This is a genomic window from Nocardioides stalactiti (assembly GCF_014180715.1).
GTDB classification, from domain to species: Bacteria; Actinomycetota; Actinomycetes; order Propionibacteriales; family Nocardioidaceae; genus Nocardioides; species Nocardioides stalactiti.
Genome location: NZ_JACEFC010000049.1, coordinates 1 through 19,624 on the forward strand (window position 1 = coordinate 1; position 19,624 = coordinate 19,624).

Annotated in this window: 22 protein-coding genes; 12 read left to right on the forward strand and 10 right to left on the reverse strand. The window is 72.3% G+C overall.

What is annotated here, in order from left to right:
• Positions 1–894, reverse strand: an 894-nt coding sequence (locus H0487_RS11495) for a PQQ-binding-like beta-propeller repeat protein (RefSeq protein ID WP_220793328.1), incomplete at its 3' end; no start/stop codon positions are given.
• Positions 895–911: 17 nt separating this feature from the next.
• On the reverse strand, positions 912–1,718 hold the full coding sequence (locus H0487_RS11500; protein ID WP_183094377.1) for a deoxyribonuclease IV: 807 nt from the start codon (positions 1,716–1,718) through the stop codon (positions 912–914).
• A gap of 84 nt (positions 1,719–1,802) precedes the next feature.
• Between H0487_RS11500 and H0487_RS11505 the strand changes: the two genes are divergently transcribed.
• The 6 genes from H0487_RS11505 to H0487_RS11530 all read left to right on the forward strand — a co-directional run bounded on the left by H0487_RS11505 (position 1,803) and on the right by H0487_RS11530 (position 6,436).
• On the forward strand, positions 1,803–3,800 hold the full coding sequence (locus tag H0487_RS11505) for an FHA domain-containing protein (protein WP_183094378.1): 1,998 nt from the start codon (positions 1,803–1,805) through the stop codon (positions 3,798–3,800).
• A 172-nt stretch (positions 3,801–3,972) separates the two neighbouring features.
• The gene (rpsF, locus tag H0487_RS11510; RefSeq protein WP_183094379.1) at positions 3,973–4,260 is read left to right on the forward strand and encodes a 30S ribosomal protein S6; all 288 of its coding nucleotides are present in this window, start codon (positions 3,973–3,975) and stop codon (positions 4,258–4,260) included.
• A gap of 113 nt (positions 4,261–4,373) precedes the next feature.
• The gene (locus H0487_RS11515) at positions 4,374–4,916 is read left to right on the forward strand and encodes a single-stranded DNA-binding protein (protein ID WP_183094380.1); all 543 of its coding nucleotides are present in this window, start codon (positions 4,374–4,376) and stop codon (positions 4,914–4,916) included.
• Positions 4,917–4,986: 70 nt separating this feature from the next.
• Positions 4,987–5,223: a 30S ribosomal protein S18 gene (gene rpsR, locus H0487_RS11520; RefSeq protein WP_183094381.1), complete on the forward strand. Its 237-nt coding sequence runs from the start codon at positions 4,987–4,989 to the stop codon at positions 5,221–5,223.
• Between the two features lie 25 nt (positions 5,224–5,248).
• Positions 5,249–5,695 carry a 50S ribosomal protein L9 gene (gene rplI / locus H0487_RS11525; protein ID WP_183094382.1) on the forward strand — a complete coding sequence of 149 codons (447 nt, stop codon included), beginning with the start codon at positions 5,249–5,251 and terminating at the stop codon, positions 5,693–5,695.
• A 96-nt stretch (positions 5,696–5,791) separates the two neighbouring features.
• On the forward strand, positions 5,792–6,436 hold the full coding sequence (locus H0487_RS11530) for a hypothetical protein (protein WP_183094383.1): 645 nt from the start codon (positions 5,792–5,794) through the stop codon (positions 6,434–6,436).
• 88 nt (positions 6,437–6,524) lie between these two features.
• Here the strand turns inward: H0487_RS11530 and H0487_RS11535 are convergent, their stop codons facing one another.
• The gene (locus H0487_RS11535) at positions 6,525–7,112 is read right to left on the reverse strand and encodes a hypothetical protein (RefSeq protein ID WP_183094384.1); all 588 of its coding nucleotides are present in this window, start codon (positions 7,110–7,112) and stop codon (positions 6,525–6,527) included.
• Positions 7,109–8,491, reverse strand: coding sequence for an MATE family efflux transporter (locus H0487_RS11540; RefSeq protein WP_183094404.1), 1,383 nt, complete (start codon positions 8,489–8,491; stop codon positions 7,109–7,111). Before H0487_RS11540 ends, H0487_RS11535 begins: the two co-directional genes overlap by 4 nt.
• A 500-nt stretch (positions 8,492–8,991) precedes the next feature.
• Between H0487_RS11540 and dnaB the strand changes: the two genes are divergently transcribed.
• Positions 8,992–10,371 (forward strand): replicative DNA helicase, encoded by a 1,380-nt coding sequence (gene dnaB, locus H0487_RS11545; RefSeq protein WP_312855914.1) that lies wholly within the window; start codon positions 8,992–8,994, stop codon positions 10,369–10,371.
• 12 nt (positions 10,372–10,383) lie between these two features.
• On the opposite strand, the gene H0487_RS11550 is transcribed toward dnaB, so the two are convergent.
• A complete protein-coding gene (locus H0487_RS11550; RefSeq protein WP_183094386.1) occupies positions 10,384–10,743 on the reverse strand; it encodes an MmcQ/YjbR family DNA-binding protein in 360 nt (119 codons plus the stop codon).
• 92 nt (positions 10,744–10,835) lie between these two features.
• Between H0487_RS11550 and H0487_RS11555 the strand changes: the two genes are divergently transcribed.
• The 3 genes from H0487_RS11555 (at position 10,836) to H0487_RS11565 (ending at position 13,262) form a co-directional block, all read left to right on the forward strand.
• Complete coding sequence (locus tag H0487_RS11555) at positions 10,836–11,675, forward strand: SDR family NAD(P)-dependent oxidoreductase (RefSeq protein WP_183094387.1); 840 nt, start codon at positions 10,836–10,838, stop codon at positions 11,673–11,675.
• A gap of 79 nt (positions 11,676–11,754) precedes the next feature.
• Positions 11,755–12,675, forward strand: a complete 921-nt coding sequence (locus H0487_RS11560; protein ID WP_183094388.1) for a universal stress protein — start codon at positions 11,755–11,757, stop codon at positions 12,673–12,675.
• Positions 12,676–12,677: 2 nt separating this feature from the next.
• Entirely contained in the window at positions 12,678–13,262 is a 585-nt protein-coding gene (locus H0487_RS11565) for a hypothetical protein (protein ID WP_246383414.1), read from the forward strand.
• Between the two features lie 40 nt (positions 13,263–13,302).
• Here the strand turns inward: H0487_RS11565 and H0487_RS11570 are convergent, their stop codons facing one another.
• A complete protein-coding gene (locus H0487_RS11570) occupies positions 13,303–14,175 on the reverse strand; it encodes an oxygenase MpaB family protein (RefSeq protein ID WP_183094390.1) in 873 nt (290 codons plus the stop codon).
• Positions 14,176–14,263: 88 nt separating this feature from the next.
• Here H0487_RS11570 and H0487_RS11575 point away from each other — a divergent pair, with 88 nt between their 5' ends.
• Together H0487_RS11575 and H0487_RS11580 are read left to right on the forward strand one after the other, a co-directional pair.
• Positions 14,264–15,376 carry an S-(hydroxymethyl)mycothiol dehydrogenase gene (locus tag H0487_RS11575; protein WP_183094391.1) on the forward strand — a complete coding sequence of 371 codons (1,113 nt, stop codon included), beginning with the start codon at positions 14,264–14,266 and terminating at the stop codon, positions 15,374–15,376.
• Positions 15,376–16,014, forward strand: coding sequence for an MBL fold metallo-hydrolase (locus tag H0487_RS11580; protein ID WP_183094392.1), 639 nt, complete (start codon positions 15,376–15,378; stop codon positions 16,012–16,014). Before H0487_RS11575 ends, H0487_RS11580 begins: the two co-directional genes overlap by 1 nt.
• Before the next feature lie 9 nt (positions 16,015–16,023).
• Here the strand turns inward: H0487_RS11580 and H0487_RS11585 are convergent, their stop codons facing one another.
• The 4 genes from H0487_RS11585 to H0487_RS11600 are packed head-to-tail and all read right to left on the reverse strand — an operon-like array spanning position 16,024 to position 19,613.
• Positions 16,024–16,419, reverse strand: a complete 396-nt coding sequence (locus tag H0487_RS11585) for an arsenate reductase ArsC (RefSeq protein ID WP_312855912.1) — start codon at positions 16,417–16,419, stop codon at positions 16,024–16,026.
• Positions 16,416–17,090: an aquaporin gene (locus H0487_RS11590; protein WP_183094393.1), complete on the reverse strand. Its 675-nt coding sequence runs from the start codon at positions 17,088–17,090 to the stop codon at positions 16,416–16,418. The genes H0487_RS11585 and H0487_RS11590 overlap by 4 nt, the downstream gene beginning before the upstream one ends.
• Positions 17,087–18,271: an MFS transporter gene (locus H0487_RS11595; protein ID WP_376766677.1), complete on the reverse strand. Its 1,185-nt coding sequence runs from the start codon at positions 18,269–18,271 to the stop codon at positions 17,087–17,089. The genes H0487_RS11590 and H0487_RS11595 overlap by 4 nt, the downstream gene beginning before the upstream one ends.
• 25 nt (positions 18,272–18,296) lie before the next feature.
• Positions 18,297–19,613: an NAD(P)-binding domain-containing protein gene (locus H0487_RS11600; RefSeq protein ID WP_183094394.1), complete on the reverse strand. Its 1,317-nt coding sequence runs from the start codon at positions 19,611–19,613 to the stop codon at positions 18,297–18,299.
• Between the last annotated feature and the right edge of the window lie 11 nt (positions 19,614–19,624).

The following is a 19,624-nucleotide window of genomic DNA, read 5'->3' on the forward strand; positions in this document are numbered from 1 at the left end:
CCAGGTCGCGACGAGCGGGCTCCCGCCGTACTGGACGGCGACGAGGTCGCTGCCCGCGACGTGCTCCGCGAGGCGCGGGTAGCCCGCGCTGGTCCGCCGACCGAACCGGACCGCGCGGTCGCCCGACAGGTCGCGCAGGAACGTCCCGTCGTCGTCGTAGGACGAAGCCGTCACGACCAGCGGGTCGGAGCTGACCAGGGTCTCGACGCGGGTGCTCGGCGGCGCCGGCAGCGAGCGCAGCAGCCGACCGGTGTCCTGGTCGTAGACGTCGTAGGACTCGCGGTCGCCGCCGCCCTCGGGCGTCACCACGACGAGGGTCCCGTCGCTCGCAGCCTCGCCTCGGCCCAGGGTCGGGAGGGGCGAACCGTCGCTCAGCCGCAGCCGCTGGGCGCCGACGAACACGTCAGTGACGGCGACCGCGCGGTCGCCGGCGGGCACGGCGTTGACGACGACGGGTCGGCGGAGCCGGGCCTTCCAGCGCACCTGCCCGGCCACGGTGTCGACGGCGACGACGGTGCGGCAGTCCTCGAGCGGTCCGAGCACGACGACGCCCACGCCGGCGGGGTTGAGGTCGCGGGAGACCCCGCACACCTCACCGTCCAGGTCGACGGTGCTCCGCACCACGCCGGTGAGGGCGTCGTACGTCGTGACGGAGTCGCCGGCCACGACGCTGACGGCGTCGGCAGCGGGCCAGAGCCCGTCGCCGCGGGCGTCGTCGAGGTCGTGCCACACATCGCCGTCGGGCAGGGGGACCCGCCAGGCCTCCTCGAGCGCCGGCACCGCGACGCCGGTCTCGCGGTCGCCCGGGTCCTCCTCACCGGTGCAGGCGCCGAGCGACAGCAGCACCCCGACGGCGAGTGTCGCCGCGGTGCGGGTCGTTCGGGGGGCGGCCACGTCGGAGGTATCGGCCGTCAGAGTCGAGATCGGAGCCAGGCGAAGTCGGCCACGTGCTCCTCGGCGCCACCCGGCGTCTCGCACACGACGGGCGCCCGGGCGTCGCGGACGACCGCAGCGAGAAGGTCGGGGTCGATCCGCCCGGCGCCGAAGTTCGCGTGCCGGTCGGCGCCGGAGTCGAAGTCGTCGCGGCTGTCGTTGCAGTGGACCAGGTCGATCCGGCCGGTGATCTTGAGGACGTCGTCGACGATGGTCTCCAGCGGGTTGCCGCCCGCGTGGGCGTGGCAGGTGTCGAGGCAGAAGCCCACCATGTCCGCGCCCTCGGTGCCCTCGATCGCGTCCCACACGCCGGCGATCCGGTCGAGGTAGCGGGTCATCGCATTGGTGCCGCCGGCGGTGTTCTCGATGAGCAGCGGGATCTTGATGTCCGTCGCTTCGATCGCCTTGCGCCAATTGTCGAAGCCCTTGGCCGGGTCGTCCTCGTCCTGGACGTGGCCCCCGTGGACGATGAGGCCCTTGGCCCCGATCTCCGCGGCGGCGTCCATGTGCTGCTGGAGAAGCTTGCGGCTCGGGATCCGCTGCCGGTTGTTCGTCGTCGCGACGTTGATGAGGTAGGGCGCGTGCACGTAGAGGTCGACGCCCGCTGCCTCGGCGTCGGCCCGGAGCGCGTCGGCGCCGCCGTCGTAGGCAAGGACCGGGCCCTTGTAGGACTGGGGGTTGCCGAGGAAGAACTGCACGAGCGGGGCGTCGCGCTCCGTCGCCTCGCCGATCGGGTCCGTCTGGTCGACGTGGGCACCGATCCGGATCGCGCTGGGGTCGCTCATGCCCTCCAGCGTAGGAGCCGGCGCCGACGACGGAGTCGTGGGATCACCGGACGCGAGCGGGCCTGGCCTCTTACCCTCCTGGCCATGACTCCGCTGCAGATCGAGGCCGGTGGCCAGACCTACACCTTCGACGGCACCCGTCCGGTCACGATCGGGCGTGACCCCCAGTGCGACATCACCCTGACCGGGGGCACGGTCTCGCGCAGCCACGCCGAGATCCGGCCCGACGGCACCAGCTGGACGCTGGTCGACGTCGGCAGCTCCTCGGGCACGTTCAGCAACGGCACCCGGGTGAGCGAGCTCCGGTTGAGCGGGATGGGCTCGGTCCGCGTCGGCGGCCCCGACGGCGAGGAGGTCCGGTACGCCCTCGCCGGCGCCCGCCCGGCGGTCGCGCCCGACCAGGTCGCGCTCCCCGCACCGGGCCTGGAGCAGACCGTCCTCCCCGGCGGTTCCGTCCCGGGTGCCTACGTCGCCGGGCCTGCACTGCTGGTCCGGGCCGCCGGCGTGAGCAAGCGGTTCGTGCCCGGGACGATGGTGCGGATCGGTCGCGACCCCGCGAACGAGTTCGTCGTCGACGACGCGTCGGTCTCCCGGCTGCACGCCGTCGTCGAGGGGCGGCCCGACGGCTGGTGGTACGTCGACCGCTCGACCGCCGGCACGTTCGACGGTGAGGACCAGGTCCGGACGCGCAAGCTCGAGGAGCCCACGACGCTGATGCTCGGTCACCCGACCGCGGGCGTGGAGATCGAGGTCGTCCCGATCGTCGAGGCCCGGCAGGCGCAGAAGGCGATCGCCGGGAAGAAGCGCAAGCGCACCGCGCTGCTGGTCGGCGGGGTCGTCGGCGCGCTGGTCCTCGTCGGTGGCGGCGTCACCGCCGCCGCGGTGCTCGGGGACGACGACGACAGCGGGGGTGGCACGGACGCTCCGCCGGCCGCGATCCCGGGACTGTCCGAGGACGAGCTCGACCGGGCCAAGGGCGCGACGGTCTTCCTGGTGAGCGTCGAGAACGGCGAGCCGGTGAGCACGGGCTCCGGCTCGATCATCGACGAGAGCGGCCTGATCCTGACCAATGCCCACGTCGCCGACCAGAGCGCGCCCGGCTTCGAGTACCCCGCCGCGGCGCCCGACTACCTGATCGTCGGCATCCCGCCGGCCGACAACGTCGACGGGCCGGTGGAGCTGCGCTACCGCGCCAACGCGGTCGCCACCGACGGCCCGCTGGACCTGTCGGTCATCCAGATCAACGCCGACGTCGACGGCAACCCGGTCTCCCCCGATGACCTCGACCTGCCCACGCCGCTTCCGCTCGGCGACAGCAGCCAGGTGCGAACGGGCGACGAGCTGGTCGCTCTCGGCTTCCCGGGCCTCGCGGCCGTCGACCTCGAGGACCCCTTCGCACGGCCGGTCACGATCACCGAGGGCGTGGCGTCCACGATCAAGTCGGTGCCGCCGTTCGGGGACAACGCCTGGATCGAGAGCGACCTGCGGCTCGGGTCGGGCAACTCCGGCGGACCGACCATCAACGACGACGGCGAGATCATCGGCGTCAACACCGAGGTCCGGACCAGGGAGACCCAGGGCGAGGACGGTCAGGGCGGGGTGTTCACGAGCGGGTCCGCGCTGATGCGTCCGGCCCAGTGGGCCGCCGACGTCATCGCAGCGGCCGAGACCGGCCAGACCTACAGCTCCCCGTGGGTGAGCCAGATGGGCGAGGAGCCCGACGCGCCCGACATGACGACCGACGCGGCGGCCGCGGCGGCCGGGTGGTCGATCGACGGCGCCGGCACGTGCGCCAACGAGTCGACGACCGACGTACCGCAGATCCTCGCCGGGGCGACCTTCCCGGGCCGGGTCTACGCCGAGTACCTGGCGGAGGGCATCCCGGACGGGACCCCGATCGAGCTGCAGTTCTACTCCCTCGACGGTGCCACCCAGCTCGGAAGCACGCCGGCGGAGTGGCAGTTCGGCAGCGAGCAGGTGTGTGTCCCGTTCTACGTCGACATCGCCGAGTCCATCCCCGGGCTCATCGCCGTCCTCGTCGTCGGCGACCTCCAAGTGGCCAACCCGGTGATGTTCCAGTAGCCGGTCCGGGCGGCGCACGTCCGAGCGCGGGTCCTCACCGATTCGGTGGGGACCCGCCCTCGTTGTTAGCCTGTCCCGTCGCGCGGTTCCCATTAGGGGGAGCAGCGCACTGCAGAGCCCTCCTGCCACGGAGAGTCCGTGGCCGCCCAGTCCAGAGGAGGTGGAGACCGCTTTGCGTGCTTACGAAGTCATGGTCATCCTCGACCCCAGCCTTGACGAGCGCACTGTCGAGCCGTCGCTCGACAAGTACCTCAACGTCGTCCGCAAGGACGGCGGCACCGTCGACAACGTCGACATCTGGGGCCGTCGTCGTCTCGCGTACGAGATCAAGAAGAACGCCGAGGGCATCTACGCCGTCATCAACCTGACGGCCACGCCCGAGACGGTCGCCGAGTTCGACCGCCAGCTCGGTCTCAACGAGGCGATCCTGCGCACGAAGGTCCTGCGTCCCGGTTCGTGATCCGGAGCGGCGCGCGACTTGTGGACGAGACCTATCCAATGTCGGTAGGTCACGACACGATGAGCGCCGTCGTACTCCTCATCACCGAACACGAACGCTAAGGGAGACCTGAAATGGCAGGCGAGACCGTCATCACCGTCGTCGGCAACCTCGTCGACGACCCGGAGCTGCGCTTCACCCCCTCGGGTGCGGCTGTGGCGAACTTCCGGATCGCGTCGACGCCGCGCACCTTCGACCGCCAGAGCAACGAGTGGAAGGACGGCGACGCGCTGTTCCTCTCCTGCTCGGTCTGGCGTCAGGCTGCTGAGAACGTCGCGGAGTCCCTCACCAAGGGCATGCGCGTCGTTGTCCAGGGCCGGTTGAAGTCGCGGCAGTACGAGACGCGCGAGGGTGAGAAGCGCACCGTGTTCGAGATCGAGGTCGAGGAAGTCGGCCCGTCTCTGAAGTACGCCACGGCCAAGGTGGCCCGCGCCCAGCGGTCCTCCGGCGGCGGTGGCGGCTATGGCAACCAGGGTGGTGGCGGCGCCGGCTTCGGCGGCGGCGCTCCTGCCCAGGACCCGTGGGCCTCGTCGGGCCCCGGCAACCAGGGCGGCGGAGCGCCGGCCGGCGATCCGTGGGGTGCCCCGGGCGTCGGCAGCGACGAACCGCCCTTCTGATCCACATTCACCCACCACCATTCCGCCCCCGTTCGACTGACGGGGTCGGGCTCTGAGGAGGAGCACCACAATGGCCAAGGCAGTCATCCGCAAGCCGAAGAAGAAGGTTTGCCAGTTCTGCAAGGAGAAGGCGACCGGTGTCGACTACAAGGACACCGGCCTGCTTCGCAAGTTCATCTCCGACCGCGGCAAGATCCGCGCGCGTCGGGTGACCGGCAACTGCGTCCAGCACCAGCGCGACGTCGCGATCGCGGTCAAGAACGCACGTGAGGTCGCCCTGCTCCCCTACACGGCCACCGGCCGCTGATCAGGGACAGAGGAGGAGACAACACATGAAGATCATCCTGACCCAGGAGGTCGAGGGCCTCGGCTCCGCCGGCGACGTGGTGGAGGTCAAGGACGGCTACGGCCGTAACTTCCTGCTCCCGCAGAACTTCGCGATCCGTTGGACCAAGGGCGCGCAGAGCCAGGCGGACGCCATCAAGACCGCTCGCTCGGCTCGTGCCGTCCGCGACGAGGCGCACGCCGCCGACATCAAGGCCAAGCTCGAGAAGAGCCCGGTCGACGTCAAGGTCAAGGCCGGCCAGGGCGGTCGCCTGTTCGGTGCCGTCACCGTCGGTGACGTGGCCGCGGCGCTCGGCGAGGTCGCCGGCGAGGCGATCGACAAGCGGACCATCGTCCTCGGCAACGCGATCAAGACCCTCGGTTCGCACCAGGTCTCGATCAAGCTGCACGACGAGGTCTCCGCAGCGGTCGCGCTCAACATCATCCCTGCGTGAGCTGACGCAGCACGGTCGGACGGCCGGTCCCCTCGGGGACCGGCCGTCCGCGCTTTTTCGGGTGTCGTCGGCGGCCGATCCGTCAGGATGGGTGCCATGCGAAGGATCTCGAGGCTCGCTCCCGCCCTGTTCGTGACCCCGCTCGTCATCGTCGTGGCGGCGCTCGCCGGCTGCGGCGACAACTCCGACGACGGCTCGGCGCCGCCGACCTCCTCGGCGCCGTCGGTCGTCGTCAGCACCCAGACCCCGACGGACCTCGGCACGCCGACCGGGGGCATCACGACGACGGAGGGCTCCACCGCGCTGCCGTCCGCCTGCGAGGTGATCGGGGCCGCGGACGTGGCCGCCGCGTTCGCCGTACCGTTCGGGCCGGGGCAGCCGGGCGGTGGCGGGGTCGCCGAGGGCGACCTGGCCTGGCAGAGCGACAACTGCGACTGGGAGGCCGAGGACCTGCTGGAGGTCCAGCTCGCCCTGGTCGGCCCCGACGACTTCACCGAGGGTGACTTCACCTGTCCCGAGCCGACGGCGATCGCCTCGACCGTCGAGCCGGTCCCCGGCCTCGGCGACGCGGCGTACTGGGACCGCGACGACTCGCCGCCGCTCGAGGCCACGCTCCGGGTCTGCCGGGCCGACTCGTTCTTCGACATCGACCTCGAGTACGAGGACGGCGTCGACTTCGAGGGCGACCCCCAGCAGCAGGCCATCGCGCTGGCCGGCCTGGTGCTCGTGGCTCTCGGCTGAGCCGCGTGGCGCGCCGGGCGGGTGCTGTAACTCAGTGTTCAGTTCGCTCGGGGTGCGCTCGGTCCGAGGGAGCGAAAAGAACGCTGAGTTACCCCACAGCGGGATCGCCGTCCCCCTCCTCGGCCTCCTGGTCCTCCGCCGGCTCCGGCACCCCCGCCCACGGGCGGCTGCCGTAGACGAAGTAGAGGATGACGAGGACGACCTGGACCGCCTCCGCCGCGATCTCGCCGGCGGTGCCGACGGCCTCGATGTCTCCGCCGAACGCCACCGGCGGTGCGACGAGGACGAACAGGAGGGCGAGGGCCGAGAGGTTGAACAACGAGGCGGCGAGGGTCGCCTTCTGCTTGAGTGCCGCGGCGCTCAGCTCATAGGACAGGGCGGCGAAGAACCCGAAGCGGGCGAGGTCGGCAGTCCAGCCCAGCGACGGGTCGGACTCGATCCAGCGCGCGGCGGCGGGCACCACGAGAGCCACCGAGACGAGGAAGGCGACCACGCCGAGGGTGCGGAGCACGGGCACCCGGCGCTGGTCGATCGTTCCCACGAGGCCTTGGAGACCGATGAGCGCGAAGACCCAGCCGAGGGGGTCGGGGAACGGGTCGAACGTGCCGGGAGGCGCGTCGGTGGGACCGACGGCGATGAGGATCAGCCCGAACGCCAGGGCGTGCAGCGGCTTCACCGGGTCGCCCCCGTCACCAGCCAGCCGTCACCGGCCGCGCGGCGGGTGAGGGTGAGGAACCGCCCGCCCATGAACACGAGGATGAAGACCACCCAGAGCCACGGCAGGCCGCCGCCCACCCAGTCGTCGGTGACCACCGCAGCACCCAGCACGAGCGGAGCGTAGCCGCCGAGCACGGCGAGCCCGGCCCAGGCCAGGTAGCGACCGTCGCCGGCGCCGATGAGCACGCCGTCGAGCACGAACACGACGCCGGCGACGGGTTGGCCGAGGGCGGCCACGAGGAGCACCGGGACCAAGGCGTCGCGCACCGCGTCGTCGCTGGTGAAGACGACGCCGAGGACAGGACTCGCAGCGGCGAGGGCCAGCCCGGTCAGGACGCCGCTCGCGACGCCCCAGGCGACCATCCGTCGGGTGACGGCCCGGGCCGCGGCGGTGTCGCCGGCGCCGAGGTGGCGGCCGGTGAGCGCCTGGGCGGCGATCGCGATCGCGTCGAGGACGAAGGCGAGGAAGCCCCAGAGGGTCATCGCCAGCTGGTGCGTGGCGATGGGGACCGCGTCGTCGCGGGCGGCACCGGCCGAGAGCACGACGGCGTACGTCGTCACGAGCAGGGAGGCGCGCAGCGTGAGGGTCCGGACCAGGAGCGGGACGCCGGCGCGGGCTGCCGTCCGGATGCCGGGGAGGTCCGGGCGGAGCGAGGACCCCTCGCGACGGGCGGCACGGACGACGACCACGACGAGGGCGGCGGCGCACCCGACCTGCGCCAGGACCGAGCCGAGCGCGGAGCCGGCGATGTCGAGGCGGGGGACCGGCCCGACGCCGTACACGAGGACGACGTTGAGCACGAGGTTGACCACGTTGCCGACCACGGCGACGACGAGTGGCGTCCGGGTGTCCTGGAGACCGCGCAGCACGCCGGTCGCGGCGAGCATGAGCAGCAGCGGGGTGACGCCGAGCAGGGCGATGCGCAGGTAGGTCTCGGCCTGCTCGGCGACCGCTGGGCCGGGTCCGAGTACGGCGACGAGGGGCTCGGTCAGCACGATGCCGACGACGGTGGTGGGGACCCCGATCGCGACCGCGAGCCAGAGGCCGTCGACGCCCTGGGCCAGGGCCGCGTCGCGTCGTCCGGCGCCGACCTGGCGAGCGACGCCCGCGGTGGTGCCGTAGGCGAGGAAGACGCACAGGCCGACCAGGGTCTGCAGCACGACCCCGGCGATCCCGAGCCCGGCCAGCTCGGTGGTGCCGAGGTGGCCGACCACGGCCGCGTCACCGAGGAGGAACAGCGGCTCGGCCACCAGGGCGAGGAACGCGGGGACGGCGAGCCGGCCGATCTCGCGGTCGTCCTCGGTGAGTCGGGGGCGGCGCGGCTGTCGGGGGGTCATCACGGTGCGAATTCTCCGAATCCGTCGGCTGATTCCCGGGAACCGCTTGACTGTGGAAATCCCCTGGTGATAGGGCCGTGCGAGCTGACGGACGTGCGTCGGCCAGGTAACCGCCAGGTGAACGAGATTCCTGGCAACAAATTTTCGTTCCACAGGTGTGGATTCGCGTTTGCGCAGGTCAGAGGCGGGTTAGTTCGCGCTGGAACCCTCATTCCACAGCCTCCTCCCCAGCCCGTGCACACGGCTTGTGCGTGTCGTCCACTCCCGACGCCTAGTTATCCCCAACCCGGGCTCCGACCTGGGGATAGGCCGCTGTCCCTCGGCCCCGTCACTGCCGTAGGTTCGGCCGGGTCGAGTCTCTCGCACGGCCACCGGGGACGGCGCGTGCCGGGTTCTGTCGGACCCCGGCGTCAGCATGCCGGAGCACGTGTCCGACCGGGCGGCTCGACCGCGTCCGTGGGGTCTGACCGAGGAAGAGGGGAACCGTGAGTCTCGCCGAGGTGCCGCCGCCGGACGACGAGTGGGGCGACGGACCGGTCGCGTACGCACCGGGTTCCGCACCCTCGGGCGGGCGCACGCCACCGCAGGACATGGCGGCCGAGCAGTCGGTCCTCGGCGCGATGATGATCTCCAAGGACGCCATCGCCGACGTCCTCGAGGCGGTCCGCGGCGTCGACTTCTACCGGCCCGCCCACGAGTCGGTCTACGACGCGATCATCGACCTCTACGGCCGCGGCGAGCCCGCGGACATGGTCACCGTCGCCGGCGAGCTCCAGCGGCGCGGCGACCTGCAGAAGATCGGCGGCGCGCCCTACCTCCACACGCTCGCGGCCAACGTCCCGATCGCGGCCAACGCCGGCTACTACGCCGAGATCGTCCGTGAGAAGGCGATCCTGCGCAGGCTCGTCGACGCCGGCACCAAGATCGTCCAGATCGGCTACGCCGGCGAGGGCGAGGTCGACCACATCGTCGACGCAGCCCAGGCCGAGGTCTACGGCGTCACCGACCGGCGCAAGGCCGAGGACTACGCCCCGCTCTCCGACATCATGGACGGCGTCCTCGACGAGATCGAGGCCATCGAGAACCGTGAGGCCGGCATCTACGGCGTGCCCACCGGCTTCGCCGACCTCGACGACCTCACCAACGGCCTCCACGCCGGCCAGATGATCATCGTCGCGGCCCGTCCCGCCATGGGGAAGTCGACGCTGGCCCTCGACTTCTGCCGGTCGGCGTCGGTGCACAACAACCTGACCAGCGTCTTCTTCAGCCTGGAGATGACGCGCGCCGAGATCACGATGCGCCTCCTCTCCGCCGAGGGCCGGATCCCCCTCAACCACATGCGCAACGGCAAGATGACCACCGAGGAGTGGGACCGGCTGGCCCGCCACGTGGCCAAGGTGTCGGCCGCGCCGATGTTCATCGACGACAGCCCGAACATGACGATGATGGAGATCCGCGCCAAGGCGCGGCGCCTGAAGCAGCGTCATGACCTCAAGCTCATCGTCATCGACTACATGCAGCTGATGACCTCCGGCAAGAAGGTGGAGTCCCGCCAGCTCGAGGTCTCGGAGTTCTCCCGCCAGATCAAGCTCCTCGCCAAGGAGCTCGAGGTCCCCGTGATCGCGCTCTCGCAGCTCAACCGTGGTCCCGAGCAGCGCGCCGACAAGAAGCCGATGATGAGCGACCTCCGCGAATCGGGCAGCCTCGAGCAGGACGCCGACATGGTGATCCTGCTGCACCGCGAGGACGTCTACGAGAAGGAGTCGACCCGTCCCGGCGAGGCCGACCTGATCGTCGCCAAGCACCGCAACGGCGCCACCCGCGACATCACCGTCGCCTTCCAGGGCCACTACTCGCGCTTCGTCGACATGGCCCACTGACCGGGCCCGCCGTCAGCCAGGGCCCTCGGGGTGGGTCAGGTCGTAGGCGCGGGCGAGCTTCTGGGGGACGACCATCCGCCAGGCGTCGACCACGAGCTCGCGGGCCTCGACGGGGTCGAGCTCGGCGAGGCGGGCATGGACCCAGTTGAAGCGGAGGTCGGAGTCGCGGGGCAGCACGAACTTGTGCGGCTCGCCGGCGACGAGGGCGGCGCGCTCCTCTTTGGGGAAGGCAAAGCCCATGACCGTCTCGTCCTGGGAGAAACCCGCGTAGACGATCTGTCCGACCCGGAAGCGCAGGCTGCCCCGCACCCAGGCCAGGTAGGACCGCTCGAGCTGCTCGCCCAGCGGGCGCACGTCGTCGACCACCGCCACGGTCTGATCCTCCTCCCTCCCCATGCTGGAGCGTCGTCACCAGGTCGACCGCCGACGCGGCCAGGACTCATCGCCCGCTACCGTCGCGCCCCATGAGGACAGTCGTGGTGACGGGCGCGGGCCCGGACTCCCTGGGCCTGGCGACCGCGGTGGCGTTGCGCGACCTCGGCTGGCGGGTGCTGGTCTCGACCCGCACCGAGCCGGTCGAGGGCTTCGCGTGGCACCCGCTCGACCTCGCGTCCGCCGCGTCGGTGGCGGCGTACGCCGACTGGGTGACGGCCACGACCGACCGCCTCGACGTCCTCGTCAACGCCGGCATCCACCTCGACCTCCGCTCGACGTGGACCGAGGCGCCGCTCGTCGACGGGCACGAGATCCACTGGCGGACCAACTACCTCGGCACCGCCCACCTGACCCGGCTGCTGCTGCCGAGCCTGGTCACGACGGCCCAGCGGTACGACGAGGCGCGGGTCGTGCACGTCGTGTCCAAGCTCCACGAGCGCGGCACCAACGAGGCCCTCTTCGCGGGCGTGCACCCCTACCGCTCGTGGGTGGCCTACGGAACGTCCAAGCTGGCGCTGGTCCACGACGCGGTGTCGCTCACCGAGCGGCACGGCGGTGAGGGGCTGCGCGGATACGCGGTGCACCCCGGCGCGGTCTTCACGAAGGTCGCCGACCGCGGTCTGGAGACCAGTCCGGTGCTCGGCCGGCTCCGGCGGCTCGGCCGTCCGCTGGAGCGGCGGATGCTGCTGACCCCGGAGCAGGGTGCGCGGACCTCGGTGCGCTGCGCGACGGAGCCCGCCCTGGCCCCGGGCTACTACAGCGACGGCACTGCCGCCTCGCCGTCGCCGGCGGCGGGCGACGCCGCTGCCCGCACCCGGCTGTGGGACGAGACGACCGACTGGGTGGCGGGGCAGCGACCGACCGCCTGAGCCTGACGGGACGAAGGTCCCGCGTGTCAGGGGGACTCCGCCCGTACCCCGAAAGCTCCCGGGCAGCGACGCTGGAGCCATGAACAACGTGCTGCACGGGACGATCGTGGTCGGGGCGGACGGCTCCCCGGAAGCGGACCGGGCGGTCCAGTGGGCTGCCGAGCAGGCTGTGCTCGAGCGCCGCCCGCTGGTGGTGATCACCGCAGCCACGCCGACCCCCGCGTTGGTCGCTGCTGGGTCCGCCGCCGCCTACCTGCCGGGGCCGGATGAGCTGCTCGATGCCGCGCGGGCCATCGCCCAGCGCGGTGCGACGCTGGCCGGCGCGCACCGACCGGGGCTGGAGGTCTTCCCGGTCGCCGTCACGGGCAGCCCGCGCACCGTGCTGACCGAGGCGATGGAGGGCGCCGACCTGCTCGTCCTCGGCTCGCGTGGCCGGGGGCCCGTGCTGAGCAAGCTGCTCGGGTCGGTCGGTGCGAGCGTCGTTCGCCGAGCCACGTGCGCCGTGGTCGTGTGCCGTCCCGGCACCGAGCTCCGGGTCAAGCGCGGCGTGCTCGTCGGCGCTGACGGCACGGCGGAGTCGTTGCCTGTCCTGGACTTCGCCTACCGCCAGGCATCGCTGCGGTCGCAGCCGCTGACGGTGCTGCACACGTTCGTCGACGGACTCGTCGGCGTGGACGGGCCGCGGCTCGTGACCGACCCGCGCGACGAGGTCGCCGAGCGGTTGCTGCTCGCGGAGTCGGTCGCCGGGTTCGGCGAGCGTTACCCGGAGGTGCGCACCGAGCTGAAGGTCGCGCGCGGTCTTGCCGCCGAGACGCTCGGTGTGATCGCCGATGAGCACGACCTGGTCGTGGTGGGCCACCACGCGACCGACTCCCTCACCCGGCGCCTGTCGAGCGCCCTCGCGACCGCCGTCCTCGAGCGGTCCCACACGCCGGTCGCCGTCGTGCCCGAGACGGCGGCGACCACCCCTCTCCATCCCTCCCAGCGAACGGATCAATGAAAATGACTGCTCTCCACCACGAGACCGCCGCCGACGTCCTCGTCGAGCCGGACGTCGTCACCCACAGCACGGCCCGGCGTGCCCTCGCCGCGCTCCGGATCGGCGTCGGCCTGACCTTCCTGTGGGCCTTCGCCGACAAGCTCCTCGCGCTCGGGTTCCACACCGGCGCCAATGACCAGACCGGCGCCGTCGACCGGTTCGGTCCCGACGCGTGGATCAACGGCGGCAGCCCGACGTTCGGCTTCCTCTCCTTCGGCGTGCCGGCGGACAACCCGCTGCACGACTTCTTCACGGGGATGGCCGGTGACGCCTGGGCCGACTGGTTGTTCATGCTCGGCCTGGCTGGGATCGGTCTCGCCCTCACCCTCGGGGTCGCGATGCGCCCGGCCGCCATCGCCGGAGCGGTCCTGTACGGCCTGATGTGGTTGGCGTCGTTCCCCCTCGAGAACAACCCGGTCCTCGACGACCACCTCATCGGAGCGTTCACCGTCGTCGTCCTCGCCGCCACGCTCGCCGGTGACACCTGGGGGCTCGGGGCGCGCTGGGGTCGGACCGGGCTGGTGCGGCGGCTGCCCGTCCTGCGCTGAGGCTCGAGCGGCCCGCGGAGAGGTCCCGGAGGTCAGTCCCTCAGGGGCCGGGCCGCATCGCCCAGCGGATCGCGGCAACCGCCCCACCGCCCAGCCCGCGGACGACCGTCCGCTCGGCCACTGGCAGCCACGGCAGTCGGAGGTGGGAGCGGGTCCAGAGCGGCATCAGCCCGATCGCTGCCGAGGTGAGGACCGCGTACGGCGCTCGCGCCACGAGCGGCAGCGGAGGCTTGAGCAGCAGGTAGCGCACGGCCTCGCGCGCGTCGGCCGAGCCCCGCAGCTCGGGACGGAAGTCGGCGAGCATCGCGCGGAGCTCGGCCTCGGTCGTCGGCGGGTCGACGACGCCCAGGCGCGCCGCGATCTCGGCCGTCTGGGCGACGTACTCGTCGCGTCCGGCCTGGTCGAGCGGCCGTTCGCCGTAGACCTGGTGGGCGAGGAGGAAGCTGTCGATCTCCGCGACATGGACCCAGAGCAGGAGCCGGGGGTCGCTCGCGCGGTACGGCGAGCCGTCGGGGCCGATGCCGGTCACCCGGTCGTGGATCGCGCGGACGGCGCCGACGGCCTGCTCGGCGTCGGCGGCCGTGCCGAAGGTGGTGACGGCCAGGAACCGGCTGGTCCGTGCCAACCGCCCCCACATGTCGCCGCGGTAGCCGGAGTGCTCCGCCACCGCCCGCATCGCGACGGGGTGGAGGGTCTGCATCAGCAGCGCCCGGATCCCCCCGACGAACATCGACGCGTCCCCGTGGACGCGGGTGATCGCGGTGTCGGGCTCGAACCAACGCGGTCCCGGTGTGTCGTGGATCCGCGCGCGGTGCCGGTGTCCGTCCGGTCCGGCCACGCGCAGGAAGAGAGCCTCGCCCAGCCGTCGCCGGGCTCCGGTGAGCGGCGGCAGGCGGTCGACGGTCGTCGTCATCCGTCCACGGTAGAGGCCGACCGAAATGACCGCAGCGGCATCGCCTCGTCCGGGGACCTCGCCACCGGACCGTGGTTAGGTTGGCGCCATGCAACAGGTCCGTGCTGTCGTCGCCCGCGCCAAGGGCGCCCCTGTCGAGATCGTCACCATCAACGTCCCCGACCCTGGTCCGGGCGAGGCGGTCGTCAAGGTGCTCACCTGCGGGGTGTGCCACACCGACCTCCACTACCGGGAGGGCGGCATCAACGACGACTACCCGTTCCTGCTGGGGCACGAGGCCTCAGGGATCGTGGAGGCGGTCGGCCCCGACGTCACCGGCGTCGCGCCGGGTGACTTCGTGGTCCTCAACTGGCGAGCGGTCTGCGGGGAGTGCCGGGCCTGCAAGCGCGGCGACCTCCACTACTGCTTCGCCACTCACAACGCGACCCAGAAGATGACGTTGGCCGACGGACCCGACGTGGGCAAGGAGCTCTCGCCGGCGCTGGGGATCGGGGCGTTCGCCGAGAAGACGCTGGTCGCTGCGGGCCAGTGCACGAAGGTCGACCCGGCCGCCCGTCCGGCGGCCGTCGGGCTGCTCGGCTGCGGCGTCATGGCAGGGATCGGCGCGGCCATCAACACCGGCGGCGTGACGCGGGGCCGCAGCATCGCGGTCATCGGCTGCGGCGGCGTCGGGGTCGCGGCCATCGCTGGTGCGGCGCTGGCCGGAGCGAGCCCGATCATCGCGGTCGACATCGACGCCAAGAAGCTCGAGCAGGCCAGGGCCATGGGGGCGACCCACACGATCGACTCGTCGGCGACCGACCCGGTCGAGGAGATCAAGCGGATCTGCGCGGAGACCTACGAGGGCGCGGACGGCGCGGACGTCGTGGTGGAGGCCGTCGGCCGCCCGGAGACCTGGAAGCAGGGCTTCTACGCCCGCGACCTGGCGGGCACCCTGGTCCTGGTCGGCGTCCCCACCCCGGACATGAAGGTCCCCGATCTTCCCCTGATCGACGTCTTCGGCCGCGGCGGGGCGCTCAAGTCCAGCTGGTACGGAGACTGCCTGCCGAGCCGCGACTTCCCGTTGCTCGTCGACCTCTACCTCCAGGGCCGGCTCGACCTCGACGCGTTCGTCACCGAGGAGATCGGACTGGGCGACATCGAGGCGGCCTTCGAGCGGATGCACCACGGCGACGTCCTGCGCTCGGTGGTCGTCCTCTGATGCCCACCAGCTCAGCGCGGGTCGACCACGCCGTCAGCAGCGGCACGTTCAGCCTCGACGGCGAGACCTTCGACGTCGACAACAACATCTGGGTCGTGGGAGACGACCAGGAGTGCGTCGTCATCGACGCGCCGCACTCGGGCGCTGACATCCTGGCCGTCGTCGGGGGCCGCAAGGTCAAGGCGATCGTCTGTACGCACGCGCACGACGACCACGTCCGCGTGGCACCGGCGCTCCGTGACGAGGTCGCGGCACCGATCCTGCTGCACCCCGACGACCGGCCGCTCTGGGAGCTCACCCACGGCGGCGCCGACGACATCGACGGCTACCTGTGGGACGTCGACCTCTCCGACGGGATGGCGATCGAGGTCGGCGGGACGACGCTGACGGTGATCCACACGCCGGGCCACGCGCCCGGCGCCGTGTGCCTGCATGCTCCCGACCTCGGCTGCGTCTTCACCGGCGACACCTTGTTCCACGGCGGACCCGGTGCGACCGGCCGCTCCTTCAGCGACCGGCCCACCCTCGAGGCGTCCATCCGGGCCCGCCTCTTCGCACTGCCCGACGACACCGTGGTCCACACCGGCCACGGTGACGACACCACGATCGGCGCCGAGCGGGCCGTGCTCGGGGACTGAGGTCCGAGGTCAGACCCCGAGGCCGGCGATCAGGTCCTCGACGCGGCGGCGGATCTCGTCGCGGATCGGCCGGACGGCCTCGATGCCCTGGCCGGCGGGGTCGTCGAGGGCCCAGTCCTCGTAGCGCTTGCCGGGGTAGAACGGGCAGGCGTCGCCGCAGCCCATCGTGATGACGACGTCGGCCTGCTGCACGGCGGTGTCGGTGAGGACCTTGGGTTGGGCGGACGCGATGTCGACGCCGACCTCGGCCATCGCGTCGACCGCGACCGGGTTGATCTCGTTCTTCGGTTGCGATCCGGCCGAGAGGACCTCGACGCGGTCGCCGGCGAGGTGCTGGAGGAAGCCGGCAGCCATCTGGGAGCGACCGGCGTTGTGGACGCAGACGAACAGGACGGTGGGGGTCACGGTGTCTCCTGGGAGGGGGAAGGGTGCAGCAGCCGGACGACGACGGCGCCGAGTGCGCCCCCGACCAGCTGCATGAGGACGAAGAGCAGGACCGATGACGGCGCGATGCCGGCGAAGGTGTCGGACAGGGTGCGGGCCAGGGTGACCGCGGGGTTGGCGAAGCTGGTGGAGCTGGTGAACCAGTACGCCGCGGCGATGTAGCCGCCGACGGCGAACGCGACCGTCTCGATCCGCTCCGAGCGGAGCGCGCCGAAGACGACGAGCACCAGCCCGAGCGTCGCGACCACCTCACCGAGCAGGAGGTCGCCGCCGGTCCGCTCGGTGGTCGACACCGACACCGCGTCGAGGTCGAACATCAGGTTCGCGACGACGGCACCGAGGCCGCCCCCGACCACCTGGGCGACGATGAGCACCGCGGTGTCGACGGTGCCGATCCGGCCGAGCGCCCGCTCGACCAGGGTCACGACCGGGTTGAACGACGCCGAGACCGGCTGGAACGCGATGATGAGGGCGACCAGCGCGGCGCCGGTGGCGATGCTGTTCTCCAGCAGCTGGAGACCGACGTCGTCGGGGGACAGCCGGGACGCGGCGATCCCGGAGCCGATCACGGCCGCGACGAGGAACGCCGTACCGAGCAGCTCGGCCAGCGCCCGGCGTGCGAGCGGGGTCATCGGTCACCTCCTGCGGTCGCGGCGAGGGCGGCACTGACGAGGGCGATCACGGCGAGCACGGCGAACAGCCCACCATGCCCGCCGGTCGCGGCGGCCACCGCCGCCCCGAAAGCGGGCGAGAGTGCGGCGGCGATCCCGGCGGGAGCCTGGAAGATCCCGTTGAGGACGGCGTACCGATCGGTGCCCCAGTGGTCGCTCACGATGGTGGCACCGACGAGCGTGAACAGCCCGCGAGCCGCACCGCTGACGACCGCGACGGCGATGAGGAACGTCGCTGGTCCGGGCACCACTGCGAGCACGACGAGCGTCGCGGCGAGGACGGCCAGGATCAGGGCGGCGCGCGGGTTCGGCGCCAGGATCCGGTCGAGGGCGGGATAGAGCACCCGCCCGAGGACCTGCCCGGCGCCGCTGAGACCGAGCGCCCAGGCCGCGAGCTGGACGGACATGCCCTGCTCGGTGAGCAGCGGGACCAGGTGGACCAGCGAGGTGTACATCGCCAGGGCCGCCAGGGCACCCGCGGCGCCGAGCTGGAGGAAGGTCCTGCTGGTCAGCACGGCGCGGTCGCGGACGACGTGCTCGTGGGTGGTCGGCGTCGCGTGCCAGGTGAGGCGGAGCGCGAGGGCGTGGGTCGGCGTGGTCACGACGAGCATCACCCCGGCCAGCACCAGGTAGGTGCCGCGCCACCCGAGCTCGTCGCCGAGGAAGGCGGTGAGCGGCGCGAACACGGTCGAGGCGAAGCCGGCCACCAGGGTGAGCGTGGTGATCGCCCGGACCCGTCCTGACCCGAACCAGTGGGTGAGGGCGACGAACGCGGGCGGGTAGAACGTGCCGGCGCTGGCCGCCCCCGCCACCAGCCACGCCAGCACGAAGACCGGGTACGACGGCGCGAGCCCGACCAGCGCGAGGGCACCGGCCCCGAGCACGCTGCCCGCGGTCATCACCCACCGCGGGCCGCTGCGCTGCAGGGCCCGGCCGGCGACGACCCCCGCCAGCGCGCCGAAGAGGCTCCCGGCGGAGAACGCCGCGGTGACCGCGGTCGCCGACCATCCCGTGTCGTCGACGATCGCCGGCGCGAGGACGGTGAAGGCGTAGTAGAGGACGCCGTAGCTGACGGTGACGGTGACGCACAGGGCGACGAGGACGCTGCGCGCCCGCGGGTCGGGTGTCGTCTCTCCGGTGATCCCGACGAGGTCGGCGGCCGGCGCGTCAGAGCTGGACAGGGGTCCTCCCGATCTCCAGGAGGTCCGGCGCCGGACCGCAGCACCCGCCGCCGGCGCTCTCGGGGTCGTCGAACACGCCCGCGCCGCCGCAGACGCCGGTGTCCGGGGGCACCAGCTCGACCCGGGCCGCTGCCTCGTGGTCGCCGGCGAGCTGGGCGACGACGCTGCGGACCTGCTCGTAGCCGGTGAGCGCGAGGAACGTCGGCGCCCGCCCGTAGGACTTCATCCCCACCAGGTAGAGGTCGGGCTCGGGCTGGGCGAGGTCGGCCGCACCGGTCGCCTGGACCGAGCCGCAGGAGTGGATGTTGGGGTCGATCTCCGCAGCGATCCGGCGCGGCGCCTCCAGCGTCGGGTCGAGGTCGAGCCGCACCTCGCTGAGGAAGGTGAGGTCGGGACGGAAGCCGGTGAGCACGACGACCGTGTCGGCCGGCGGCAGTGAACGACCGTCCTCGCCGACGAGGACCGCACGGCCGTCGTCGCCCCGGACCTCCGCGGTGCGGAAGCCGGTCACGAGATCGACGGAGCCGGACTCGACCGCCTGCCGCGCGCGCTGCCCGAGGGCGCCGCGCTCGGGGAGCTCGTCGGCAGCGCCGCCGCCGAACGTGGTCGACCCGACGACCCGGCGGATCGCCCAGGTCACACGGGTGTCGGGATGGGTGCGAGCGATCTCGACGAGCTCGTGGATCGCGTTGAACGCCGAGTCTCCGGCGCCGACCACGACGGTGTGCCGTCCGGCGAACCGCTCCGGCTCGGCGCGGTTCGGCACCTGCGAGGTGAGCAGGTCGGCCGCCTGTCGTTCGCCGAGGGCGGGGATCCCGTCGGCCCCCGCCGGGTTGGGGCGCCGCCACGTCCCGGACGCGTCGATGACCGCCCGCGCCTCGAGCCGTTGCTCGTGACCTGCACTGTCGACGACGTGCACGGTGAACGGCTGCTCGGCCCGGTCGGCGTCGACCAGGCGGTCGCGGCCCTTGCGGGAGACCCCGGTGACCCGGGCGTCGTACCGGACCCGGTCGCCGAGCTCGGCGGCGAGCGGAGCGAGGTAGTGCTCGATCCACTCCGCGCCGGTCGGGTAGCCGCCGGTCGGGGCGACCCACCCGGTCGGGGCCAGCAGCCGGGCTGAGGCGGAGTCGACCAGCTCGGGCCAGGCCGAGAAGAGTCGGACGTGGCCCCACTCGGCGACAGCCGCCGCCGGACCGGTGCCGGTCTCGAGCACCAGGGGCTCCAGTCCGCGCTCCAGCAGGTGGGCGGCCGCGGCCAGCCCCTGGGGGCCGGCTCCGATCACCACGACGGGCAGTGCGTTCATTGTTCCATCCT

Excerpts from the sequence above, each read along its gene's own strand:
- H0487_RS11500 (WP_183094377.1), bottom strand. The coding sequence starts at position 1,718 with ATGAGCGACCCCAGCGCGATCCGGATCGGTGCCCACGTCGACCAGACG.
- H0487_RS11505 (WP_183094378.1), top strand. The coding sequence starts at position 1,803 with ATGACTCCGCTGCAGATCGAGGCCGGTGGCCAGACCTACACCTTCGAC.
- H0487_RS11515 (WP_183094380.1), top strand. The coding sequence starts at position 4,374 with ATGGCAGGCGAGACCGTCATCACCGTCGTCGGCAACCTCGTCGACGAC.
- rpsR (WP_183094381.1), top strand. The coding sequence starts at position 4,987 with ATGGCCAAGGCAGTCATCCGCAAGCCGAAGAAGAAGGTTTGCCAGTTC.
- rplI (WP_183094382.1), top strand. The coding sequence starts at position 5,249 with ATGAAGATCATCCTGACCCAGGAGGTCGAGGGCCTCGGCTCCGCCGGC.
- H0487_RS11530 (WP_183094383.1), top strand. The coding sequence starts at position 5,792 with ATGCGAAGGATCTCGAGGCTCGCTCCCGCCCTGTTCGTGACCCCGCTC.
- H0487_RS11540 (WP_183094404.1), bottom strand. The coding sequence starts at position 8,491 with ATGACCCCCCGACAGCCGCGCCGCCCCCGACTCACCGAGGACGACCGC.
- H0487_RS11555 (WP_183094387.1), top strand. The coding sequence starts at position 10,836 with ATGAGGACAGTCGTGGTGACGGGCGCGGGCCCGGACTCCCTGGGCCTG.
- H0487_RS11560 (WP_183094388.1), top strand. The coding sequence starts at position 11,755 with ATGAACAACGTGCTGCACGGGACGATCGTGGTCGGGGCGGACGGCTCC.
- H0487_RS11565 (WP_246383414.1), top strand. The coding sequence starts at position 12,678 with ATGACTGCTCTCCACCACGAGACCGCCGCCGACGTCCTCGTCGAGCCG.
- H0487_RS11570 (WP_183094390.1), bottom strand. The coding sequence starts at position 14,175 with ATGACGACGACCGTCGACCGCCTGCCGCCGCTCACCGGAGCCCGGCGA.
- H0487_RS11575 (WP_183094391.1), top strand. The coding sequence starts at position 14,264 with ATGCAACAGGTCCGTGCTGTCGTCGCCCGCGCCAAGGGCGCCCCTGTC.
- H0487_RS11580 (WP_183094392.1), top strand. The coding sequence starts at position 15,376 with ATGCCCACCAGCTCAGCGCGGGTCGACCACGCCGTCAGCAGCGGCACG.
- H0487_RS11590 (WP_183094393.1), bottom strand. The coding sequence starts at position 17,090 with ATGACCCCGCTCGCACGCCGGGCGCTGGCCGAGCTGCTCGGTACGGCG.
- H0487_RS11600 (WP_183094394.1), bottom strand. The coding sequence starts at position 19,613 with ATGAACGCACTGCCCGTCGTGGTGATCGGAGCCGGCCCCCAGGGGCTG.